This is a genomic window from Thermosporothrix sp. COM3 (genome assembly GCF_059696735.1).
Genome location: NZ_AP019376.1, coordinates 4,905,647 through 4,925,949, shown reverse-complemented (window position 1 = coordinate 4,925,949; position 20,303 = coordinate 4,905,647). Strand labels below are relative to the sequence as shown.

The 20,303-nt window shown below is 54.4% G+C and carries 16 protein-coding genes; 7 read left to right on the top strand and 9 right to left on the bottom strand.

Features of this window, described 5'->3' with window-relative positions:
- Window positions 1-40: 40 nt before the first annotated feature.
- The gene (gene larC, locus KTH_RS20825; RefSeq protein ID WP_111324220.1) at window positions 41-814 is read left to right on the top strand and encodes a nickel pincer cofactor biosynthesis protein LarC; all 774 of its coding nucleotides are present in this window, start codon (window positions 41-43) and stop codon (window positions 812-814) included.
- A gap of 53 nt (window positions 815-867) precedes the next feature.
- Here larC and KTH_RS20820 read toward each other — a convergent pair whose 3' ends face one another.
- Both KTH_RS20820 and KTH_RS20815 read right to left on the bottom strand, forming a co-directional pair.
- Window positions 868-1,512: a nitroreductase family protein gene (locus KTH_RS20820; RefSeq protein ID WP_111324188.1), complete on the bottom strand. Its 645-nt coding sequence runs from the start codon at window positions 1,510-1,512 to the stop codon at window positions 868-870.
- Window positions 1,513-2,946 carry an amidase gene (locus KTH_RS20815; protein ID WP_170142747.1) on the bottom strand — a complete coding sequence of 478 codons (1,434 nt, stop codon included), beginning with the start codon at window positions 2,944-2,946 and terminating at the stop codon, window positions 1,513-1,515.
- Between the two features lie 91 nt (window positions 2,947-3,037).
- On the opposite strand from KTH_RS20815, the gene KTH_RS20810 reads away from it, so the two are divergent.
- A complete protein-coding gene (locus KTH_RS20810) occupies window positions 3,038-4,087 on the top strand; it encodes an LLM class flavin-dependent oxidoreductase (RefSeq protein ID WP_497620882.1) in 1,050 nt (349 codons plus the stop codon).
- Here KTH_RS20810 and KTH_RS20805 read toward each other — a convergent pair.
- From KTH_RS20805 to KTH_RS20795, 3 genes are all read right to left on the bottom strand, one after another.
- Entirely contained in the window at window positions 3,982-5,253 is a 1,272-nt protein-coding gene (locus tag KTH_RS20805; RefSeq protein ID WP_497620880.1) for a M48 family metalloprotease, read from the bottom strand. The genes KTH_RS20810 and KTH_RS20805 overlap by 106 nt on opposite strands.
- A 119-nt stretch (window positions 5,254-5,372) precedes the next feature.
- Window positions 5,373-6,107 (bottom strand): sugar phosphate isomerase/epimerase family protein, encoded by a 735-nt coding sequence (locus tag KTH_RS20800; protein ID WP_111324192.1) that lies wholly within the window; start codon window positions 6,105-6,107, stop codon window positions 5,373-5,375.
- A gap of 129 nt (window positions 6,108-6,236) precedes the next feature.
- A complete protein-coding gene (locus KTH_RS20795; RefSeq protein WP_111324193.1) occupies window positions 6,237-7,040 on the bottom strand; it encodes a helix-turn-helix domain-containing protein in 804 nt (267 codons plus the stop codon).
- Window positions 7,041-7,419: 379 nt separating this feature from the next.
- Between KTH_RS20795 and KTH_RS20790 the strand changes: the two genes are divergently transcribed.
- From KTH_RS20790 to KTH_RS20775, 4 genes are all read left to right on the top strand, one after another.
- On the top strand, window positions 7,420-9,195 hold the full coding sequence (locus KTH_RS20790; protein WP_497620877.1) for a long-chain-fatty-acid--CoA ligase: 1,776 nt from the start codon (window positions 7,420-7,422) through the stop codon (window positions 9,193-9,195).
- Window positions 9,196-9,238: 43 nt separating this feature from the next.
- The gene (locus tag KTH_RS20785; protein ID WP_497620874.1) at window positions 9,239-11,023 is read left to right on the top strand and encodes an acyl-CoA dehydrogenase FadE; all 1,785 of its coding nucleotides are present in this window, start codon (window positions 9,239-9,241) and stop codon (window positions 11,021-11,023) included.
- A gap of 181 nt (window positions 11,024-11,204) precedes the next feature.
- Window positions 11,205-12,401, top strand: coding sequence for a thiolase family protein (locus tag KTH_RS20780; RefSeq protein WP_497620871.1), 1,197 nt, complete (start codon window positions 11,205-11,207; stop codon window positions 12,399-12,401).
- A gap of 1 nt (window position 12,402) precedes the next feature.
- A complete protein-coding gene (locus KTH_RS20775; RefSeq protein ID WP_497620869.1) occupies window positions 12,403-14,799 on the top strand; it encodes a 3-hydroxyacyl-CoA dehydrogenase/enoyl-CoA hydratase family protein in 2,397 nt (798 codons plus the stop codon).
- 136 nt (window positions 14,800-14,935) lie between these two features.
- Here the strand turns inward: KTH_RS20775 and KTH_RS20770 are convergent, their stop codons facing one another.
- Both KTH_RS20770 and KTH_RS20765 read right to left on the bottom strand, forming a co-directional pair.
- Complete coding sequence (locus KTH_RS20770; RefSeq protein WP_111324198.1) at window positions 14,936-16,051, bottom strand: ABC transporter ATP-binding protein; 1,116 nt, start codon at window positions 16,049-16,051, stop codon at window positions 14,936-14,938.
- Window positions 16,052-16,395: 344 nt separating this feature from the next.
- On the bottom strand, window positions 16,396-17,346 hold the full coding sequence (locus KTH_RS20765; RefSeq protein ID WP_111324199.1) for an LLM class F420-dependent oxidoreductase: 951 nt from the start codon (window positions 17,344-17,346) through the stop codon (window positions 16,396-16,398).
- 690 nt (window positions 17,347-18,036) lie between these two features.
- Between KTH_RS20765 and KTH_RS20760 the strand changes: the two genes are divergently transcribed.
- Entirely contained in the window at window positions 18,037-18,267 is a 231-nt protein-coding gene (locus tag KTH_RS20760) for a hypothetical protein (RefSeq protein ID WP_246046325.1), read from the top strand.
- A 230-nt stretch (window positions 18,268-18,497) separates the two neighbouring features.
- Here KTH_RS20760 and KTH_RS20755 read toward each other — a convergent pair whose 3' ends face one another.
- Window positions 18,498-19,400, bottom strand: a complete 903-nt coding sequence (locus KTH_RS20755; RefSeq protein WP_111324200.1) for a methyltransferase domain-containing protein — start codon at window positions 19,398-19,400, stop codon at window positions 18,498-18,500.
- 369 nt (window positions 19,401-19,769) lie between these two features.
- Window positions 19,770-20,201 (bottom strand): hypothetical protein, encoded by a 432-nt coding sequence (locus KTH_RS20750; protein WP_497620863.1) that lies wholly within the window; start codon window positions 20,199-20,201, stop codon window positions 19,770-19,772.
- Between the last annotated feature and the right edge of the window lie 102 nt (window positions 20,202-20,303).

The following is a 20,303-nucleotide window of genomic DNA, read 5'->3' as shown; positions in this document are numbered from 1 at the left end:
GTGCTGCAAGAAGATGCAGTTTCTGGCTGAGGAAAAGAAGATGACAAAAGCGCTTTATTTTGACTGTTTTTCTGGTATCAGTGGAGATATGACCCTGGGGGCGTTGTTGGATCTTGGCCTGTCGCTGGATGAGCTGCGGAGAGAACTGGCGAAACTGAATCTCTCTGGCTGGAAGATCGCGGCACGCCAGGAGATGCGCGGGTATATTTCCGGGACGCGGGCGCTGGTTGATGCACCTGAGCAGCACCATCATCGGCATCTGGCGGATATTCGGTTGATTATTGAGTCAAGCACCCTTTCCGAGCGCGTTAAGGCACAGAGTATGCATATCTTTCGGTTGCTTGCTGATGCTGAAGCAAAGGTGCATGGCCTCTCGCCTGATGAGGTTCATTTTCATGAGGTCGGGGCTCTGGATGCAATCATTGACATTGTGGGTACTGCGATCGGGCTGGAACTGCTGGAGATTGATGAGGTGTTCGCGAGCCCTCTGCCTCTCGGCTCTGGCTGGATTCAGGCTGCTCATGGCTGGTTGCCGCTGCCGGCGCCTGCGACGCTGAACCTGCTTGCCGAGGCGGGCGCACCGACTGTTCCCGATACGTTGCGGACAGAACTGGTGACGCCGACCGGAGCCGCTATCCTGGCCGCGCTGGCGACCTTTGAACGCCCCTCACTGCGCTTGCAAGGTGTGGGGTATGGGTTGGGCATGCGTGAGCTGGAACGACCTAATGTGCTACGCGTCTGGCTTGGTGAGCGGTTGCCCCCGGAAGGGGAAGAGCGACCAGAAGAACATCACCACCATCACCATCATCGTTGAAGGATAGAGAGAAGAGGGTGACTCTCGTTGTGCTGAGAGCCACCCTCTCCATTTTACCACTGGTCCCAGTGGATCAGTTTCTCAACGTTCTCGCGTTTGGCTGGTTGAAAGTTGGTGCCAATGGTGTAGGCAATGGGCAGGAGCGCGGCCTGCTGAACCCGCTCATAGGGAATCCCGAGGAGCTCGGCAGCTTCGCGTTCATAGCGCAAGTGAAGCGTTGTCCAGGCGGTACCGAGGCCCCGAGCGCGAGCAGCAAGCATAAAGCTCCAGGTTGCCGGCAGGATAGATCCCCACATCGCAGCCTGGCCCTCTGCTGGAAGGGTATCGGTTCGGCCTTCAAAGCACGGAAGCACCATTACCGGAACCTCATGGAAGTGCTCGCTCAAGTAGATCGAAGATTGCGCGATGCGCTGCTGTGTAGCAAGTCTTTCAGAAGGCAGGGTGCTCATTGCCTTTTGAGCTTGCTTGATATAGATATTGAACGATTTACGATAGAGTTCCGCAAGTCCTTTGCGCTTTTCTGCGTCAGTGACTACCATAAAGTGCCAGCTCTGCCGATTGCTTCCGGTTGGAGCCTGAATCGCGATTTCAATGCACTGGCGAATGACCTCCGGTTCGACCGGACGCGAAAAGTCGAGCCGCTTCCGAACAGTGCGCGTGGTAGTTAGAAGCTCATCCGGTGTCAGTTCAAGGTACATCTATTGCTCCTCCTCTTGTGTTGTGGGTAGGTGAAGGGCAGGTTGTTGGGCGCTCCACTCGCAGGCCTGTTCATAGGCTGTTGCGGCGCAGAGGATACGCGGTTCATTCCAGGCATTGCCGACAATTTGCAGACCTATCGGGAGGCCAGTCTTGCTGAAGCCACAGGGTAGTGTCAGTGCGGGCAATCCGGTCAGGTTCCAGGCTGCCGTGAAGCAGTTCAATCCGGCGCGTTGCTCCTTCTCTGCCTGGGTTTCGGCCAGTGGGGGCGAAACAACGGGCGTGGTGGGAGTCAGCAGCAGGTCATAGTCCGCAAAGAAGCGCTGCATAGAGCGGCGGATCCGGGTCTGTTCATGGCGGGCGCGAGCATATTCGATACTGGCAATTGCAGCACCGTAGGTCAGGCTCTCCCGCACTGAGTCGCTGTAGGCTTCCGGTTGTTTTTGCAGGCGTTCATAGTGATAGGCGGCAGCGTCACATGTCAGAAGCAGTCCGTTGAGGCTCCGCACACGGCTGTCAGCCGGTGGTTCGACCTCGTGCAGTCGGGCTCCCAGACGCTCGAAGACGTGAAGTGCCTGCTCGAATGCCTCGGCGATGTCGGGTTGAAGTTGCTCATCCTCGTTGAGGAATGGGGCGCGGGCAAAGGCGATGTTCCACCCTCTGACCCCGTTTTTGAGGGTGGAGCGGTAGTCGGGTACGGGCATGTTGCTTGTGTATGGATCCTGCGGATCGAAGCCTGCAAGTTGCTGCAAGAGTAGTGCAGCATCTTCAACCGAGCGGGTGAACAGGCCCGCGGTATCCAGGCTCCAGCTTAACGGGATAACGCCCCGGTTGCTTATGCGCCCGAGAGTGGGTTTGAAGCCAACAATGCCACAGAACGCGGCGGGAATACGCGTGGAGCCGCCCGAATCGGTGCCCAGAGAGGCAGCAGCCAATCCCGCGGCAACCGCGACCGCCGAGCCACCCGAAGAGCCGCCCGGGTCGCAGTCTGTATTCCAGGGATTGCGACAGGTGCCAGAAAGCGGGTTGGAATTATCGGCTTTCATTGCCCATTCGCCCATTGTCTGCTTTCCCAGCAGGACCGCGGTTCCGGCTTTGAGCTTTTGAACGACGGTCGCATCTTCCTGCGCGATATTGTCGAGCAGTGCCGGAGAACAGGCTGTTGTGGGAACGCCTTGCACATCAAAGAGATCTTTCAGGCCCAGAGGAATGCCGTGCAGGGGGCCTGTATAGGTGCCGTTCGCTTGCAGGTCGTCGGCCTGTTGTGCCATACGCAGTGCAAGCTGTTCTGTCACGGTGGCGTAGCTGACAAGCAAGGGGTCATAGGTAGTGATCCGTTCCAGGTAGGCCTGTGTGACCTCCAGAGAGCGTACCTCGCCTTGCTCAATCAGGGGTGCCAGTTCGCTGATTGTGTATGCTGTCAGGTGTTGCGTCAAAGAACCTCTCCTGCTTTTTGGTTTGTTCTTCATGCCTTTATGCTACTATATTAGCAAGATATGAATCAACAAAGAAGGGTGGATGTTTCGCATGTCTGAGACACACGCTGCAAGGAGGCAGTATCGCGTCGGCTTCGTTGCTGACTCTCCGAATTTTCCCGCTGCCTGGAACGATGTTGTAGAGAAAGTACGAATCGCGGATGAACTGGGCTTTGACTCTGTCTGGCTCGGGGAATCCTGGGGGTATGAACTCTTTACCTCGCTGGCTGATCTTGTGCGTGCTACACAGAGAATTAAGATCGGGGCCGGTATCGCGAATATCTACTCGCGCAGTCCTGCCGTACTGGCGAGTAGTGCGGCAACGCTGGATGAGCGCTCTGGCGGGCGTTTCCTGCTTGGTCTGGGCCCCTCGGGAGCGAATGTCATTGAGCACTGGCACGGCGTCCGCTTTGAGAAACCGTTACAGCGTACCCGCGAATATATCGAGATTATTCGGATGATCCTGCGGGGCGAGAAGCTGATTTATCATGGCACCTTCTTTAAACTTGAGCGCGGGTTCAAGCTCCGATTCACGCCGCCTCGGAGTGATCTGCCGATCTATGTTGCCGCGATGGGACCGAAGAACATTATCCAGACGGGTGAGATCGCGGATGGAGTGATGCCGATCTACTGGCCGTGCACTAAGTGGGGCGACCTCCGGGCGCTGCTGGATGAGGGGGCCCGAAAGGCCGGGCGAGTGCCACATAGCGCGATGATTGCACCCTATATTACGACGGCGCTCTTGCCAGAAAACGTTTCGGAGGAACGACGTCAGGAGGCACGTAGCGCGGCTGCAATGCCCCTGGCCTACTACGTTGGCAAGATGGGCACCTACTATGCTGATATGCTGCGCCGAAATGGCTTTGAGGCGGAGGTGCAGGCGATTATCGATGGCTGGCAGAAGGGCATAAAGTCGGCTATCGCCGCTGTGTCTCCGCGTTTGCTTGATGCGGTGGCACTGGTCGGGACGCCCCGGGAAGTGGTGGCGCGGCTCGATCAGTGGGCTGAATGGGGTGTTGACGAGCCGCTGTTAACCATGCCAGAGGGCCCGGTTGATGAGGTGGCTGCCCTGTTGCAGGACTTGAAAGAGGCTCTGGTATAGGATGAGGAGAGGAGCCGTTCCGCGAACTCGTCCGCATGCCTGAGACGGCGGTGTACGGCAGGATGGGAATATAGCCAGAACTCGACGAGGGGTGCGGGCGCGATCTCGGTAAGGTTCTGGCTTGCCAGACGGCGCATGACGCTTTTGAAGGCATCTACCTTTTGTGTAACCTGAAGGGCGTACTCATCGGCCTGATATTCCATATGGCGGCTCAGAGTGTTCCGAATCGGCATGATCAGCACATGAAAGCTCACGACAAGCAGGGCAAAGAGTGGAATGGTGGCCGGATCTGTCAGGGAGAAGTACATGTTTTGATTGTCCATCAGCCAGCGCAGGAAGAGGTGCGTCAGCGAGAGGCCTGCGAGCGTCAATACCCCCTGGCTGAAGAGCATTTTCCAGATGTGATTGTGGACATGGTGCCCGATTTCATGCGCAAGCACTACCTCGATTTCATCAATCGTGTAGCGGTCGGTCATGGTATCGCCCAGAACGATGCGTCTGGTGTTGCCCAAACCCATGAGAGCTGCGGTGGCCGCTGTCGTCCGATGGCTGAGTTGAATTGTGAAGATACCCTGTACCCGTGTCGCAGTGCGGCGGGCCAGTTCAAGCAGCCGCTGGTTCAGCGCTCCTTCAGGTAGAGGCTTGAAGCGATAGAACAGAGGAAAGATCAGGACCGGGGCCAGATTGGTCATGATAATCGAGAAGAGCAGGAGGAGCAGCGCAAGCCAGAGCCACCACCAGTGTGGTTGACTTGCCAGCAGACCATAGGTGAGCAGCAGTGCTCCTGCCTGGAGTGCGAAGTTAAGTAGAAGGTTCTTGCCTGTATCATGCAGCCAGGTTGAGCCATCGATGAGCGCAAGCCCATAGCGAAATGAGAGACGATATCGCAGGTAGGCGAGCGGCAGACTGAGGCAACAATAGCCACAGAACGCAATGGCGAAATAGGCCACCAGTTGTGCCGGGTAGTAGCCGGGAAAAGGATGCCAGGTCAGGATAGGAGCCCAGAGCACGGCCATATAAAGCTGATCTCGCAGTAGCTTATCAAGTCCCGTTGCTATCGTAAGCGTCAGGCAGGTGAGAAGCAGAACAAGATCCAACAGAGAGAATACCAATTTTTGCCGAGCATAATGGCGCGCTTTCCGTTGTCGGGCTTTATCTATCTCCATGCGATTGCACTCCTGAAAGGCCTGGCAGCCTCTTGCCTTCTATGCCACATTCTGGTGACAGCAGTGTCTCAACAAGCTCAGGGTCTCATTCCGTATTGGAGATGGATGGTGTTGCGGCTTTACTTCAGTCCTTTTAAATAGGCCAAAGAACGCTGCGCGCTTTCGAGTGACGGGATCTGTGGCGCGTCATTCTCCACCAGATACCACTGGCTTTGGGCGGCCTGAGCAGCCTCAATATAGGATGGGATCGGCAGCGTACCCGCACCCGCCTCGGTAAAGGTACGCTCCGGTGTCATATCTTTGATATGGACCACGGGAACCCGTCCCGAAAGCCGCTTGAGATAGGCAACTGGATCGACGCCCGCATACGCAGCCCAGTAGGTGTCGAGCTCACATTGCAGCGTCTCGGCGTCAACGGCCTCAAATAAGCGATCAAGCCAGTATGCGCCTGCGACCTCGGTAAATTCGGCGGCATGGTTATGGAAGGCAAACGTGATGCCCTGGTCACGACAGCGCTTGCCGAGCTCATTCAGGATCGGAGCCAGCTTCTTCAGCCCTTCCTCGTTGATCCATTCCTGCCCGAGCCAGGGGAGAACGAGATGAGGACAACCGATTTCACGGCAATACTTGATCTCGCGCTCGGCATCTTCCTGCAAGGCGAGCAGACTGACATGTGTCCCTGCGGCCTTCAGACCTGTTTCCTGAAGCAGGTCGCGCATTTCGGCGGCGGAAAGATTGCCATATCCGGCGAACTCAACCCCCTCGTAGCCCATTTCGGCAACGCGGCGGATGGTTCCCTTGAAATCCTGGGCCGTCTGGTCTCGCACCGTATAGAGTTGTAGTCCAATGTGCATTGTTGTAAATACTCTCCACTTCTAATTGAATTGGCTTTGAGCTCTGGCCGTTCTTCGGGGCGGGAGAGAAGAGCATTCTAGCCTTGCTTCTTTTCTTCCTTGAGTAGTTTTTCCTGCCGAAGAACTACTTTAGTATATCTCTTCTTGTGGCTGCCATGCCAGTTGTCTGTAAATCTTTAGCGTGTGTTGATCTCCTGGTACATAGCTGACCATCGAATAATTCGCGATGCCGGTAAAGACAGTCGTTGCGGTTCGCAGTGTCAGGCGTCCAAGCTGACTATGCTGAATTTGAAAGACAAAAGAGGGGGCAGGTTTGCCTGCGGGATAGGTTGCGGCGGCGATGCGTTTGAATTCTGGAAGTGTGCGCAAACGCTTGCGGAGCTCCTTGTATCCCGGCAAATGAGTGACGGTGCTGGTGTTGTACTGGAAGTCGCTGACCAGACGCCGCGCCAGATGTTCCCAACCATGAAAGCGTTTACGCATATGCGGATCAAAGACGAATTCCAGCAAGTGTAACGGTAACCCGGGCGGTGCAATCTCAAAGAGCTCAAGGGCAGCTTTATTCCATGAGTGGAGATACCATAAGCGGTTCAGGGAGTGCGCCGGATACGACGTATTATGGACCAGTAAGCGGGCGAGCTCTCCCAGCTCAAGGAGCGCGCTTTCCGTCGCTGTTTCCGTATCGACAAGTTGTCCCGTGAGCCGCGTATAGGCCTGATAAAACTGCTCTTTTTCGGCTCCAAAGAGCTCAAGGGCTCGTGCGAGCAACTGAGCAACATGGGGCGAGGGATTGTGCCGCTGCCCGGATTCCAGATGGTAGATATAGGTCCGGGAGAGGCGTGTTGCCTGTGCCAGTTGCCCCTGGGACATGCCCTTCTGCTGCCTGTATTTCGTAATGAGCCTGGCAAAATCTGATTCTAGGTGTTGAACCATCCTTGCGCGATCCTGTTGCTATCATAGCGTGAAAAAGAAAACTCTGCAATGGAGAGTCGCTTCAATAGCGTCAGGAGTCAGTCAGACGAAAGCGAACTATCTCTGCACTTTCTCCTGAGAAACCTGGAAGTTTTGGTAAAAACGTTAGCTACTTCTCCATTATCGCGCAAAATCTGTTAGCTGGCAACATGGCTATTACTCAACGGTGGCCATATAATTAAAGAAATGGGTCTTTCACATAGCGGTGCGTCATAAAAGTGGAACAACGTTGGTTGAGCGCACGATGTGGCGTCAGGCTGAGCTAAGCGTTTGTTGTTGCTTATAGGGTGACAAAGAAGTCGCCGGGGGTGGTTCCCCCTGTAGGAGAGGAGCATACACCATGTCTGACCCATCTTTAACAAACAACACTCCTGCTGAGCAGAATTCATCTTATGTGGGCGCGGCGGATGCTGAACTCCTGGCTTCTCGCCCCTGGGTACGTCACTATGAAGAGGGAGTTCCTGTCACTCTGGAACTACCCGAGCGCCCTTTGACCTACCTTCTCGATAATGCGGCAAGCCGTTATCCCGGTCATACTGCGCTGTACTATTTTGGCACCAGGATAACCTATGCCCGGCTCTCGAATCTGGCGAATCGTTTTGCGATCGGTTTGCAGAGACTGGGCGTACAGAAAGGGGATCGGGTTGCTATTTCTCTCCCTAACATTCCGCAGTATCCGATCGCCTTTTTTGGAGCGCTGCGGGCAGGTGCAGTTGTTGTTCCTACCAATCCTATGTATACCTCGCATGAACTCAGACACCAGCTAAAGGATTCAGGCGCGAAAGTGCTGGTTGCGCTTGATATGTTCTATCCCAGAGTGCGAGAGATCCGCCACGAGACTGCCCTTGAACATATCATTGTGACCAGCCCTGCTGATTATCTCCCCACCCTACTGCGTACGCTTTATCCGCTCAGCCAGCGCAAACAAAAGCCAGAGAAACCTTTGACGGACAAAGAGATACAGGACGACCCCGGCTTACATGTCATGCGCACGATTCTGGCAGAACAGACCAGAGGCGGCGTCGAGCTCTTCAATCTCCCGGTACCGGCGAGAAGCAGCGATCTGGCTGTGTTGCAATATACCGGCGGCACAACCGGACAGGCAAAAGGGGCGATGCTTACGCATGGCAATTTGCTGGCAAACGCCTACCAGACACGCTATTGGACCCCGAAAGCCCAGGAGGGGACAGAGGTCACGCTGTGTGCGGCCCCCTTTTTCCATTCGTATGGGCTGACCGTCGGCATGAATCTGTCGCTGCTGATCGGGGCAACGATGGTGCTGGTACCGCAGTTTAAGGCCCGCCAGATTGTAGATGTGATCCGGCGCACGCATCCGACGCTCTTTCCGGGTATTCCAACCATGTATATCGCGATCATGCGGGAGGTTGGCAAGCACACCGACTACCTGCAATCGATCAAGTTTTGTATCAGTGGAGCCGCTCCGCTTCCGGCCCAGGTACAGCATGATTTTGAGGAGATGTCGGGGGCAAAGGTGGTTGAGGGCTATGGTTTGAGTGAAGCCAGTCCTGTCACTCACTGTAATCCGCTGACCGAGGCGTGTCGCAATGGCAGTATTGGCCTGCCTCTGCCCGGCATCGATGCCCGCATTATGGATGTGACCTCGCATCAGTTCTTACCTGTCGGCGAAGTGGGCGAGATCGTGGTACGTGGACCCAATATCATGCAGGGCTACTGGAACCGCGAGGGAGAGACCCGTGACATCTTTGTCGATGGCTGGATGCGCACCGGAGACATCGGCAAGATGGATGAGGACGGCTACTTCTATGTGGTGGACAGAGCGAAAGACCTGATCCTTGCCAGCGGGTTTAACGTCTATCCACGCGAGATCGAAGAGGTGCTGTTTCGGCATCCCCGCGTAGCTGAAGCCGCTGTGATTGGGATCCCCGATGAGTACCGTGGTGAGACGGTTGCCGCCTTTGTTGTCCTGAAGGATGGGAACAAGCCGTCAGAGGAAATCAGGCAAGAAATTATTGCCTTCTGCAAGCAAGAATTGACGAACTATAAAGTCCCGAAAGTTATTGAGTTCCGTGAGCAGCTTCCCAAGTCGATGGTCGGGAAAGTACTGAGAAGAGAGTTACGAACAACCAGGCAGTAACAGCGCTGACCTGATGTGTGAGCATAAAGGAGTGATACGGTCTATGTCGACAACTATCAAGCCTACCGAGGTTGGTACTGCGTTTTTGACGACGCCCGTTACCGAGAGCGCAGAGAAGATCTGGACTCTAGAACAGCGCACCGAAGAACAGCGCATGATTCAGGAGTCCTGTGAGACATTTGTTGAGCGTGAGGTTCTGCCGAAACTCGATGCTATCGAGCATCAGGAGCCCGGTGTGATGCTGAACCTGCTTAAGAAAGCGGGCGAACAGGGGCTCCTCTCGATCGAGATCCCGGAGGATTTTGACGGGGCCGATCTTGGCCTGTTGACCGCTGTCCTGATTGCTGCCTCGCAGAAGGAAGCTTCGTTCAGTGTGGCCTATGGGGCGCATACGTCTATCGGCTCACTGCCGATCGTCTACTACGGGACGGAGGAGCAGAAGAAGAAATATCTCCCGAAAATCGCGAGCGGCGAGTGGATCTCTGCCTACGCGCTGACCGAGCCTGGCGTTGGTTCTGATGCCATGCACCTGAGCACGCGGGCCGAACTGTCACCCGACGGCAAGCACTATATCTTGAACGGAACCAAGCAATGGATCACCAACGCCGGTTTCGCGGATGTGATGGTTGCCTTTGCGCGTATTGGCGATAACAAGCCCTCTGCCTTTATTGTGGAAGCGTCCTACCCGGGCGTTTCGACCGGACCAGAAGAGCGCAAGATGGGTATTAAAGGCTCCTCGACCCGGCAGGTAATCTTTGACAATACGCCGGTTCCAGTTGAAAACCTGCTTGGCGAGATCCATAAAGGGTACAAGATTGCTTTTAATATCCTCAATATTGGGCGCCTGAAACTGGGGGCCGGAACGGTTGGCGGGGCGCGTAACGCGTTGAAGCTGGCGGCAACCTATACCACAGAGCGCAAAGCGTTCGGTAAGTATCTGCATGAGTTCGGTATGATCAAGAAGAAGCTGGCACGGATGGCTGCGGAAACATATGCGGCAGAGAGTGAGGTCTTCCGCACGGCTGCCAATATCGATAACGCGCAGCGAAGCTCTGACGAGAACACCGAGCATATGTTTAAGGCCGTGGAAGACTACGCTGTCGAGGCCTCGCTTGCGAAAGTGCACGGTAGCGAAGTGCTGGCAATGGTGGTCGATGAGGGCGTGCAGATCTTCGGTGGCTATGGCTTTATGCAGGAGTACCCGATTGAGAAGGCGTATCGCGATGCTCGGATTCAGCGCATCTTTGAGGGAACCAATGAGATTAATCGTCAGGTTGCCTCTGGTACCCTGTTCCAGCGGGCTATGTCAGGCAAAATCAACCTGATGGGCGTCTATCCGCAGGTAGAGGCGCGGGTGAAAGCCGGGCAGGCGGCCAGTGTGGCCGGAGATAGTGTCCCGGCCGAATTGCGCGATGCGGTGAACGCACTTGAGCGGGCCAAAGATGCAACCATCTATAGCGCGGTACGCATCGCGATGAAGCATATGCAGGCGCTGCGAGACGAGCAGGAGTTTATCGAGTATCTGGCTAACCTGCTGATCGATCTCTACGCGACCGATAGTGCACTTGCGCGCGCGATTCAGGCGGTACGGCGGGGTGATGCCGAGAGCGCGACCCATGTCAAGCTGGCACAATTGGCCTCATGGCTGGCATTCTCGCGCATTCGCACCAACCTCGATCAGATGATTATGACCTATATCGATGAAGCACGTGTGGCCAAAGAGCTGGACCGCGTCCGCTCGTATGTTGGAGATTATCAGTTGAATGGCGTCGCGCTGCAAAGAACCATTGCCGACATCGTGGTAGAGAAGCAGGGATATCCTCTGTAGTCCTGACGAGGACAAGCAGACAAAAAGACCTACTCCTTTTTTACCTTCTTGGGCTCCTGGTGTAGAGAGAGGGGTATGGAAGCTCCCACCGCTCCATATCCCTTCCCTCTCACGGCCTCTTGTGTATTTGAATGGCTCGCGGTATGTCAGGTACCGTGATACATAAAGGAGAAATGAACCTATGGCTGAAGCCGTAATTGTGAGTGCCGTTCGTACTCCGATAGGACGAGCAAACAAAGGTGTTCTGAAAGATGTTCGCGCCGATGATCTGGCGGCGATGGCGGTCAAAGCGGCAGTTGAACGGGTTCCGGCTCTGGACCCGGCTTTGATCGAAGATGTGATTCTTGGCTGTGCCTTCCCTGAGGGAGAGCAGGGCATGAACCTGGCACGTATCGTTACGGCGCTGGCCGGGCTCCCGGAGACGACCGGAGGCGTCACGGTCAATCGCTTCTGCGCGTCCAGTCTCCAGGCGGTCAATATGGCGGCGCAGAGTATCATGCTTGGCCTGGGAGATGTTGTGATTGCGGGTGGCGTCGAGAATATGTCACGGGTGCCGATGGGAGGCTTTAACCCGAGCTTTAACCCGCGTCTGGTCAGCCCGCGCGAGGGAGAGCGGATCTCATCGCCATATCCTCCCTGTGAGCTGGAATACGGGTATGCAAGCTATATGCCGATGGGCATCACCGCTGAAAATCTGGCAAAGCAATATCAGATCAGCCGTGAGGAGCAGGACGCGTTTGCGTTGCGCAGTCACCAGCGGGCAATTGCCGCGACGGATCAGGGTATTTTTAAACGCGAGATTGTGCCGGTTCCTCTGCCTGATGGCCGGGTTATGGAGATCGATGAGGGCCCGCGCCGTGATACCTCAATGGAGAAGCTGGCGGCGCTTGAGCCTGCCTTCCTCAAGGGAGGAACCGTCACAGCCGGAAACTCCAGCCCGTTAAACGATGGCGCGGCTGCTGTGGTGCTGATGTCGGCTGGGAAGGCGCAGGAGCTTGGTATTACGCCGCTGGCGAAGGTCCGCACAATGGCGGTTGCGGGCGTACGACCCGATATCATGGGTATTGGTCCGGTGCCCGCAGTTCGCAAGCTCTTGCAGCGTGCAGGGTTGCAGCTCAGCGATATCGATGTGATCGAGCTCAATGAGGCTTTTGCGGCACAGAGTCTCTCGGTTGTCAGAGAACTGGAAATCGATGACGAGAAGCTCAATCCGCATGGTGGAGCGATTGCGCTTGGTCATCCGCTTGGTTGTAGTGGAGCTCGCCTGATTGCGACGCTGATAAACGACCTCCAAACCCTGGATAAGACGCTTGGAATAGCGACCCTGTGTGTAGGTGGTGGTCAAGGTCTGGCTACCCTGATTGAGAGGATGTCATAGCATGTCTGAAACCACATATCAGATTCGGAAGGTCGGTGTGCTTGGTGCAGGCGTGATGGGGGCGGCAATTGCCGCGCATCTGGCAAACGTTGGTATCCCCTCTGTGCTGCTTGATATTGTGCCTCCAGGAGAGACAAAAGATCGCAATAAGATCGCTCGAACCGGCCTTGAGAAAGCGCTGAAATCCAGGCCTGCATCATTTTATAGCAAGCGCTCTGCCAGCCTGATTACAATTGGCAATATTGAGGATAACCTTGCCGATCTGGCGGAGGTCGATTGGATCGTTGAGGCTGTTGTGGAGCGGCTGGACATCAAGCAAGCGCTCTATAGCAAGCTGGAAAAGATCGTCAGGCCCGGGATGATTCTGAGCTCCAATACCTCTGGCCTGCCCGCGCATATGCTGATAGAGGGGCGCAGCGAGCTCTTTCGTCGTCAGTTCCTGATTACGCATTTCTTCAACCCTGTGCGCTATATGCGCCTGCTGGAACTGGTCCCGACCGCGGATACAGATCCCGAGATTGTGGCTGCAATGCGGCGCTTTGGTTCCGAGACGCTGGGAAAAGGGGTAGTTCTCTGTAAGGATACCCCGAACTTTATCGCGAATCGTCTGGGTGTCTATGGCTTCCTTTCGACGATCCACCGGGCCCTCAAAGAGGGTTATGGTATTGGTGAGGTGGATACCATTCTTGGGCCAGTAATGGGACGACCGAAATCGGCGGTCTTTCGCACGGCTGATCTTTCAGGGCTGGATACCCTGGCCCATGTTGCCGATAACCTGTATGAGAATGCGCCCGATGATCCTCGGCGTGAGGAATTCAAACTTCCGGAAGTGGTGCGCGATATGGTCAGTCGGGGCATGCTTGGCGAGAAGAGCGGTCAGGGCTTCTATAAGCGGGTGAAGGAGCAGGGCGCTACTGTCATTCTGGAACTTGATTTTAACAGCATGGACTATGTCGCGAAGTCGAAGGTCCGTTACCCCTCCATCGGGGCGGCACGCGGCTATGATGACCCGGGACAGCGCATGCTAACCATGCTTGATGGCGATGATCGTGCCTCACAACTGGCCCGTGAAACGACCGCCGATGCGCTGACCTATGCAGCGGAACTCGCACCAGCGATTGCCTATACCATCGTTGATGTGGACAACGCGATGCGCTGGGGCTTTAACTTTGACCTCGGTAGTTTTGAGGTCTGGGATCTGCTGTTGCAAAAGCCTGCTGTGCTACAAAAGGTGTTCCCTGATGGGAGGCTGCCCGAGCTTGTCAGGCGGGTGCAGGAGAGGGGGCAGGGAACCTTCTACATTGGAGGTGCCGGTCAGAAGCAATATTTTGACTTTGAGACCGATACCTATAAGCCCGTGCCCGTACCTGAGGGAGGCATCACGCTGGTTGGCCTGAAAGCGCAGGAGAAGGTGGTGCGCGACAACGGCTCGGCGGCACTGATCGATATGGGTGACGGCGTGGCGTGTCTTGAGTTCCATACCAAGATGAACGCGATCGATGAAGGTGTGATCGAGATGATTCGCTATGCCGTGGAAGAAGGGGCAAAGCAGTTTCGGGCGCTGGTGATTGGCAATGAAGCGCCTGACTTTTCTGCCGGGGCAAACCTGTTTCTGGTCCTGATGGGAGCGCGTCAGGGCGCATGGCCCATGATCGAGAACGCGGTCAACGGGCTGCAACAGGCGAATATGCTGCTGAAGTATAGTCCGATCCCGGTCGTGGCTGCGCCTGCCGGTCGGGTACTGGGCGGCGGCTGTGAGATTGTGCTGCACTGCCATCATACGCGAGCACTGGCCGAAACCTATGTTGGACAGGTTGAGGTCGGGGTTGGTGTTGTGCCTGCGGGCGGTGGCTGTAAAGAGCTGCTTCTACGTTACAAGGCCGATGTAGAGTCGCAGAAAGCGGGGAAGACGGGTGGCCCATTTCATCCGGTGCGCAAAGTGTTTGAGCTGGTCGCACTGGCAACCGTCTCGACCAGTGCGGTTGAGGCACAGGAGCTTCGCTTCTTCCGCAAGACGGATGCAATCACGGTGAATCGCGATGTGCTGCTGCGCGACGCGAAGAACGACGCTATCAAGCTGGCTGAGGCCCAGGCGGCAGGTCAGTGGCAGCCTCCAAAGCCGCAAATGCTGCTGTTACCGGGTGCGGGGGCACGCCTGGTGCTTGAGCAGCAGGTTGAAGGCATGCTGCTGGCGGGCAAGATCAGTGAGCATGACGCTGTGGTCGCCTATCACCTTGCACGTGTGCTGACCGGGGGAGATTGCTCACCATTAGAGCCTCTCACCGAGCAGCAGGTGCTTGACCTGGAACGAGAGGCATTCCTGAGCCTCTGTGGCATGGAGAAGACGCAGCAGCGTATGGAAGCGATTCTGACAACTGGAAAGCCGCTTCGGAACTAGATAGACCGATCTTCTTGTAGCCTTCCGTAAAGAGATATCGGGAAACGCGTCCTTCCCGATATCTCCTGTTTTTCGCAAAAAAAGAGATCCGTCAGCCATGCTAACGGATCTGTGCTGTACTTCTGCGAAAGGAGTATTAGAAGTATGCCTTCTGAGACTCGCTGTCGAAGAGGTGAATTCTCTCGCTATCAACGTACAGCCGGATGCTCTTTCCTGGTGTGATGTTGGCGCGAGGATCGAGGGTCGCGATGAAGTCCTTGTTGCCAGATTTGAGGTACGCCTGAAGCTCGTTACCGAGGTTTTCAACGACATCAACCGTAGCATCGATGCTGGAACGGGTTGCGCCGTTCTCGCCGACCAGGCGGGCATCTTCCAGGTGAACCGGGCGGATACCGAAGGTAAGCGGCTTGCCGGAAGCGGCTGCCTCGCGAGCTTGTTTCTTGTACTGCTCGGGAACCTCAATTTTACCCACGCCTTCGAGCACGATATGGGTGTTCTCACCCTCGGAGACGACCTTTGCGCCCTCGAAGAAGTTCATTGCCGGGGTGCCGATGAAGCCTGCAACGAACATGTTGGCGGGATGATCGTAGAGTTCCTGCGGGGTGCCGAGCTGCTGAATGATGCCGGCATTCAGAACGGCAATGCGGTCGCCCATCGTCATCGCTTCAACCTGGTCATGTGTCACGTAGATAGTGGTTGTCTGAATGCGCTGGTGAAGCTTGATGATGTTTGCGCGGGTCTCAACGCGGAGCTTTGCGTCAAGGTTGGACAGAGGCTCGTCCATCAGGAAGACTTTCGCTTCGCGAACGATCGCACGTCCAAGTGCAACGCGCTGGCGCTGACCACCGGACAGCTCTTTCGGCTTGCGCTTCAGCAGGTTTTCCAGACCGAGGATACCAGCAGCCTCTTCTACGCGTTTCTTGATCTCTGCTTTGGGGAAGTGGCGCAGTTTCAAGCCGAAGGCCATGTTGTCGAAGACCGTCATGTGGGGATAGAGAGCGTAGTTCTGAAATACCATTGCAATGTCACGATCCTTAGGATCGACACCATTGACCAGCTTGTCTCCGATGTAAATTTCGCCGTCGCTTGGCTCTTCCAGACCTGCTACCATACGCAGACAGGTACTTTTACCACAACCGGAAGGGCCGACAAATACCATAAATTCCTTGTCTTTGATGTCGAGGCTGACGTCTTTGACGACTTCGACTTTACCAAACCGCTTGTAAACGTTCTGAAATTGAACACGAGCCATGAAGGACTACTCCTTTCGCTTCATAACAGGAACGTTCCTGTTATCCTTCGCTTAGTATTTGAAGCTTTCGCTTGATGCCCCGCTGCATCGAACCTGTACGAGGTTGACGGGAGTCAACGTGGCTTCTTACCGCCTGTCGCTACAGGGTTGTTTAGCTCTACCTTAGCGAGCTAGCGATAAAATTAGTATAACATATACTCTCTGAAAAAAGGAAGAGCCGTTGTCGCCTCCCTGAATATTGCCAGTTTGTTCCTGTTTTGGCTGTGGTAAAAAAAGAGGGGGTATTTGTTTAGCTCTATCCTGAAAAAGAGGGCTACAGGCTCTGCTGTGCCCTCGGGAAACAATCAGGCCTGCATGCATTCTCGGGCGAAGAGATCCAGCACATCAGGATTGGTTGCGGAATCCACAAAGCGGATAATCAACTCCTGAATACCAGCCGCTTCGTATTCTTGCAGGCGGGCACGGATCATCTCGGGTGTGCCGATGAGGGCTGCCTTGCGCATCGTATCAACCCGCTGTTGCTCTTCCGGCTTGAGTTTGGCAATCGCTGCCTCTTCCGTTTCGGCAATGGCGCAGTGGTCAACAATAGCGGTCTTCCAGATCTCGTTATAGTCGCGCCCGATGGCCTCACAGTGCTGGCGCAGGACATCAAGCTTATGGGTGATATTGGCGATATCGCCGCCCAGATTACATGCATCCGCATATTTGGCGACCAGGCGTAGCGTGACCTTTTCACCGCCGCCACCGATCAGCAAGGGAATATGGGGCTTCTGTACGCCCTTTGGCTGATTGATTGCACCCCGGATCTGATAGTACTTTCCTTCAAAGGTGGCCTCTTCCTGGGTCCACATCGCGAGGATGACCTGAACGGCTTCGCGCAGTCTACCGAGGCGCTCTTTGGTCTCAGGATAATCATAGCCATAGGCGCGGTATTCATGTTCATACCAGCCTGCGCCGATGCCGAAATACAGGCGTCCATGACTCAGCACATCAACGGTACTTGCCATTTTTGCCAGCAAGGCAGGATTGCGATAACTGTTGCAGGTAACGATCTGCCCGAGCTTTACTTTTTTTGTATCGCGGGCCAGCGCTGCAATGCTGGACCAGCACTCAAACGTAATTTCCTGTTCGGGACGGGGAACGGTGTGAAAGTGATCGTACAGCCAGATGGAGTTGAAGTTCAGGGCATCAGCGCGCTGAGCAACACGCGTCATTGCCTCGTATGCCTCAACGGGATCAGCAATATCGACCAGATCAAGCCTCCATCCCTGGGGAACGATAACACCGAATTTCATGACATGCTCCTTGAGTGTAGTGTGAGATAGAGTGTCCTGCACAAAGAGACTTTTGCGCGTGAACATATCCTTCTAATTACATTTGTAACATCATTTTGTTATCGATAGCAATGGATTTGAAAGGACATTTTAATAGGGCTGCTGGACGCCAGTCTATATGTAGTAGAGGAGGAAAATACCACTGTACAGCCCTTCTCGCGACTGCTGGTGAGCGACTGGGGAGGCCTTTCCCGGGAAGCGTGCTCTATGCGGGTCAGCGGAAAGAAGAGAGGCCGAGTGCAAAATGTTTGCAGATTACAGGACAAATGGAGAACACTGTGCAAAGAGTTTTCCCAGTGTATGTACCTGTTTTCTTATATAAACTGACACGGTTTGTATACTTTGACATCTAAATGTTGTATAGCATGAATAGGCTTATATAGCTGTTCTACTGCTTTTCTGGTGCTGTGTCAGGAACAATCCGGCCTATAAAAAAAGTATAAAAAATCATGGTAGTACAGGAAAAAAGTCACAGGATAACTGGACAGGAACAGAACTCCTCATACATACTATTACAGTGTATTTGGTATCAAAATACAGCTTGTTCTTACAAAGGAAATACATTGTAAGGCACTTGTCAAAACAGGTGCTGACATGCGAGGGAAAAAGGAGAGCTCGCATGGTATGGTAGGAAGAAAGGAAGAGAAGATTATGTTAGAAGCGCAAAAGCAGCGCAGTGAAGTTGCTCGTTTGTTATCGCAAATCAGCGCGGAGTATGAGGCGGCACAACGTGGCTTGTCTGGTCTCTCCTATGGCACATCACAGCATGAGTTCATCACAACGCGCATGGAGAATATGGGGCAGCTCCATAGTCAGTTGCAGGCGCTTGTTGGTGATGCGGCGATTGCCATGATTGCGGATCGGCTGGCGAATTGTCATTGAGACGAGAAGGCGCAATGGAGGGAACGGGTGAGGTTCTGCGACATTGCGTACCGGTGATGAGGGGTGGAGGAGGAATTATGCTGGCTGCTTGCCTGCATGATCCTATTCCGCTCACCTTTTTTTCTTGTTGGGTGGCGCATAAAAAAAGCTCTTATGCCACCGAGCCGGGGTCTCAGTGACATAAGAGGAAGCTACCTGAAAGACTGACTATATGTCTGGATGCCTGGTTGTCATTGACTGATAGTCGCTATCTGGACCTCTTGCAGAACGTTGTCTGATGGTTGATGCCATTCCCCGGTGACAACGAACTCGGTCTCTTCGCAGACAAAGTCTTCTCGTTGCAGGACTGAAGCCTCGGAGAAGAAACAATTCCACCACTGCTGAACATCATCGGTTGAGAGATGAGGCGCACCTTCACAAATGAACCAGTCGGCAATTCCCTGGATATAGTGTATATAGGATTGTGGGAGCGGGTATTTGCGCGTGATCGTATAGGTGCGCTCCTGAATATTGGTATAGCCGGCAGCATGCAGGTAGCTTGCCAGCTTGGAGCCGACCCAGCTATCTTCAAAGGCGTAGCCCAGATGCACACGTTCCTGTTCCCAGCGTTCGCGAGCCTGAAAGACGCGGGCCTGAAGGGCAGTATCAATATTATGGAAACGTAAGGTGCCAAAATCGATATCTTTGATAACGAGACGCCCTCCATCTTTTAAATAGGGTCCCATAGCTGCAAATACAGAGACGGGCTCGGGCAGATATTGAGAAACATTTGCGCTGAAAATGATATCGGCCACCCCATAATCAAGCGGTAAGCGATCAAGAGATGCTTTCTTGTATTGCACAAAGGAGTTATACCAGGAGAAATTGCTGCGCTGTCGAGCAAGAACCAGCGATTCAGTGGAAATGTCTATGCCGAGAATATGCCCTTCCGCACCAACTACCTCCGCCAGAAGTGGAGTCCAGAGGCCAGGTCCGCAGCCTGCATCCACCAGGAAACTACCCTTTTTGATCTGAAGATCCCGAATCATTTGTTGACGTTCAGATGCTTTGCTGGCATGGTGCGTTTCCAGCCATTGGGTTGCATTTAGCGGTAGACCGTACTCGTTTGCATGTATGGTCCGATTCACTGCCATAACTTCTACCTTAACCTTCCATCCACTAGTTCGTTTGCCTATTCGTTTGTCTCATCTCAGCAGCCAGACAAGGACTGCTGCACCCCCCATCCCCAACGGTAGAGATAGGAGAACGGGCCTCGTTCCTCTTTCATGAAAGGTTCTCTTGGTATTGTGCTTTCCATGAAAGCGAATGAAGCTGCCTCTAAGATCTCCTGTTCCATTCCCGGGCCAGGTTCATTGTTCTATACAGGAATACATGCATTACAGTATCGAGAACTACTAGCAAATGCTAGCTGACTCGTTGATGCCCCTCAACAGGAAGAGGCATGGGGTGAACTGCGCACCCTCTACCCCCTGGCAGAAACGCCGCAGGGGCTCCTTTTCGGATCATGTTGTAACTGCCATTGACATTAGCATTGATGAGCGTGCCGAACTGTGACCGGAACAATCCACGTTTGATCCGTTTGCCACAATACGCCCCTTCTGTTTGTCCTTGTACTTCGGCAACTTCGGATGTCCTGGAAAGTTCTCAGGATGTTCCTGATATGCTTTACAGGCAGCAAAGTAGGACTTCCAAATCTTGTCCAAGAGTCGGAGTACAGCGTTGCTCACCTTACGTGGCAAGGCTTGATAGGCTTCGTGATGTTTGATGCGGTGAAAGACTTCTGCATAGCCCAGGTACAGACCCTCATGAAGAAAGGACTGGAGTGCAAGGTAGTTCGCGGCATTGTAGAGGTTCTTCGAAGCAAAGGCCGCACAGTCTATAGCTGCATAGCGCGGATCACTCGTTCTAATGACATGCCGCTCAATCAGTTGCATCTACCGTTCCTCCTGCTTCAATTGCTCCATTAAGGCTTTCGTCTTGCGCTTTGCCCGGCACTATCCATAGAGCCGAGCAGTGAACGACCTGCTGTTTCTGGT

Excerpts from the sequence above, each read along its gene's own strand:
- KTH_RS20820 (WP_111324188.1), bottom strand. The coding sequence starts at position 1,512 with ATGTACCTTGAACTGACACCGGATGAGCTTCTAACTACCACGCGCACT.
- KTH_RS20805 (WP_497620880.1), bottom strand. The coding sequence starts at position 5,253 with ATGGAGATAGATAAAGCCCGACAACGGAAAGCGCGCCATTATGCTCGG.
- KTH_RS20775 (WP_497620869.1), top strand. The coding sequence starts at position 12,403 with ATGTCTGAAACCACATATCAGATTCGGAAGGTCGGTGTGCTTGGTGCA.
- KTH_RS20785 (WP_497620874.1), top strand. The coding sequence starts at position 9,239 with ATGTCGACAACTATCAAGCCTACCGAGGTTGGTACTGCGTTTTTGACG.
- KTH_RS20750 (WP_497620863.1), bottom strand. The coding sequence starts at position 20,201 with ATGCAACTGATTGAGCGGCATGTCATTAGAACGAGTGATCCGCGCTAT.
- KTH_RS20780 (WP_497620871.1), top strand. The coding sequence starts at position 11,205 with ATGGCTGAAGCCGTAATTGTGAGTGCCGTTCGTACTCCGATAGGACGA.
- KTH_RS20755 (WP_111324200.1), bottom strand. The coding sequence starts at position 19,400 with ATGGCAGTGAATCGGACCATACATGCAAACGAGTACGGTCTACCGCTA.
- KTH_RS20765 (WP_111324199.1), bottom strand. The coding sequence starts at position 17,346 with ATGAAATTCGGTGTTATCGTTCCCCAGGGATGGAGGCTTGATCTGGTC.
- KTH_RS20810 (WP_497620882.1), top strand. The coding sequence starts at position 3,038 with ATGTCTGAGACACACGCTGCAAGGAGGCAGTATCGCGTCGGCTTCGTT.
- KTH_RS20800 (WP_111324192.1), bottom strand. The coding sequence starts at position 6,107 with ATGCACATTGGACTACAACTCTATACGGTGCGAGACCAGACGGCCCAG.
- KTH_RS20795 (WP_111324193.1), bottom strand. The coding sequence starts at position 7,040 with ATGGTTCAACACCTAGAATCAGATTTTGCCAGGCTCATTACGAAATAC.
- larC (WP_111324220.1), top strand. The coding sequence starts at position 41 with ATGACAAAAGCGCTTTATTTTGACTGTTTTTCTGGTATCAGTGGAGAT.
- KTH_RS20790 (WP_497620877.1), top strand. The coding sequence starts at position 7,420 with ATGTCTGACCCATCTTTAACAAACAACACTCCTGCTGAGCAGAATTCA.
- KTH_RS20770 (WP_111324198.1), bottom strand. The coding sequence starts at position 16,051 with ATGGCTCGTGTTCAATTTCAGAACGTTTACAAGCGGTTTGGTAAAGTC.
- KTH_RS20760 (WP_246046325.1), top strand. The coding sequence starts at position 18,037 with ATGTTAGAAGCGCAAAAGCAGCGCAGTGAAGTTGCTCGTTTGTTATCG.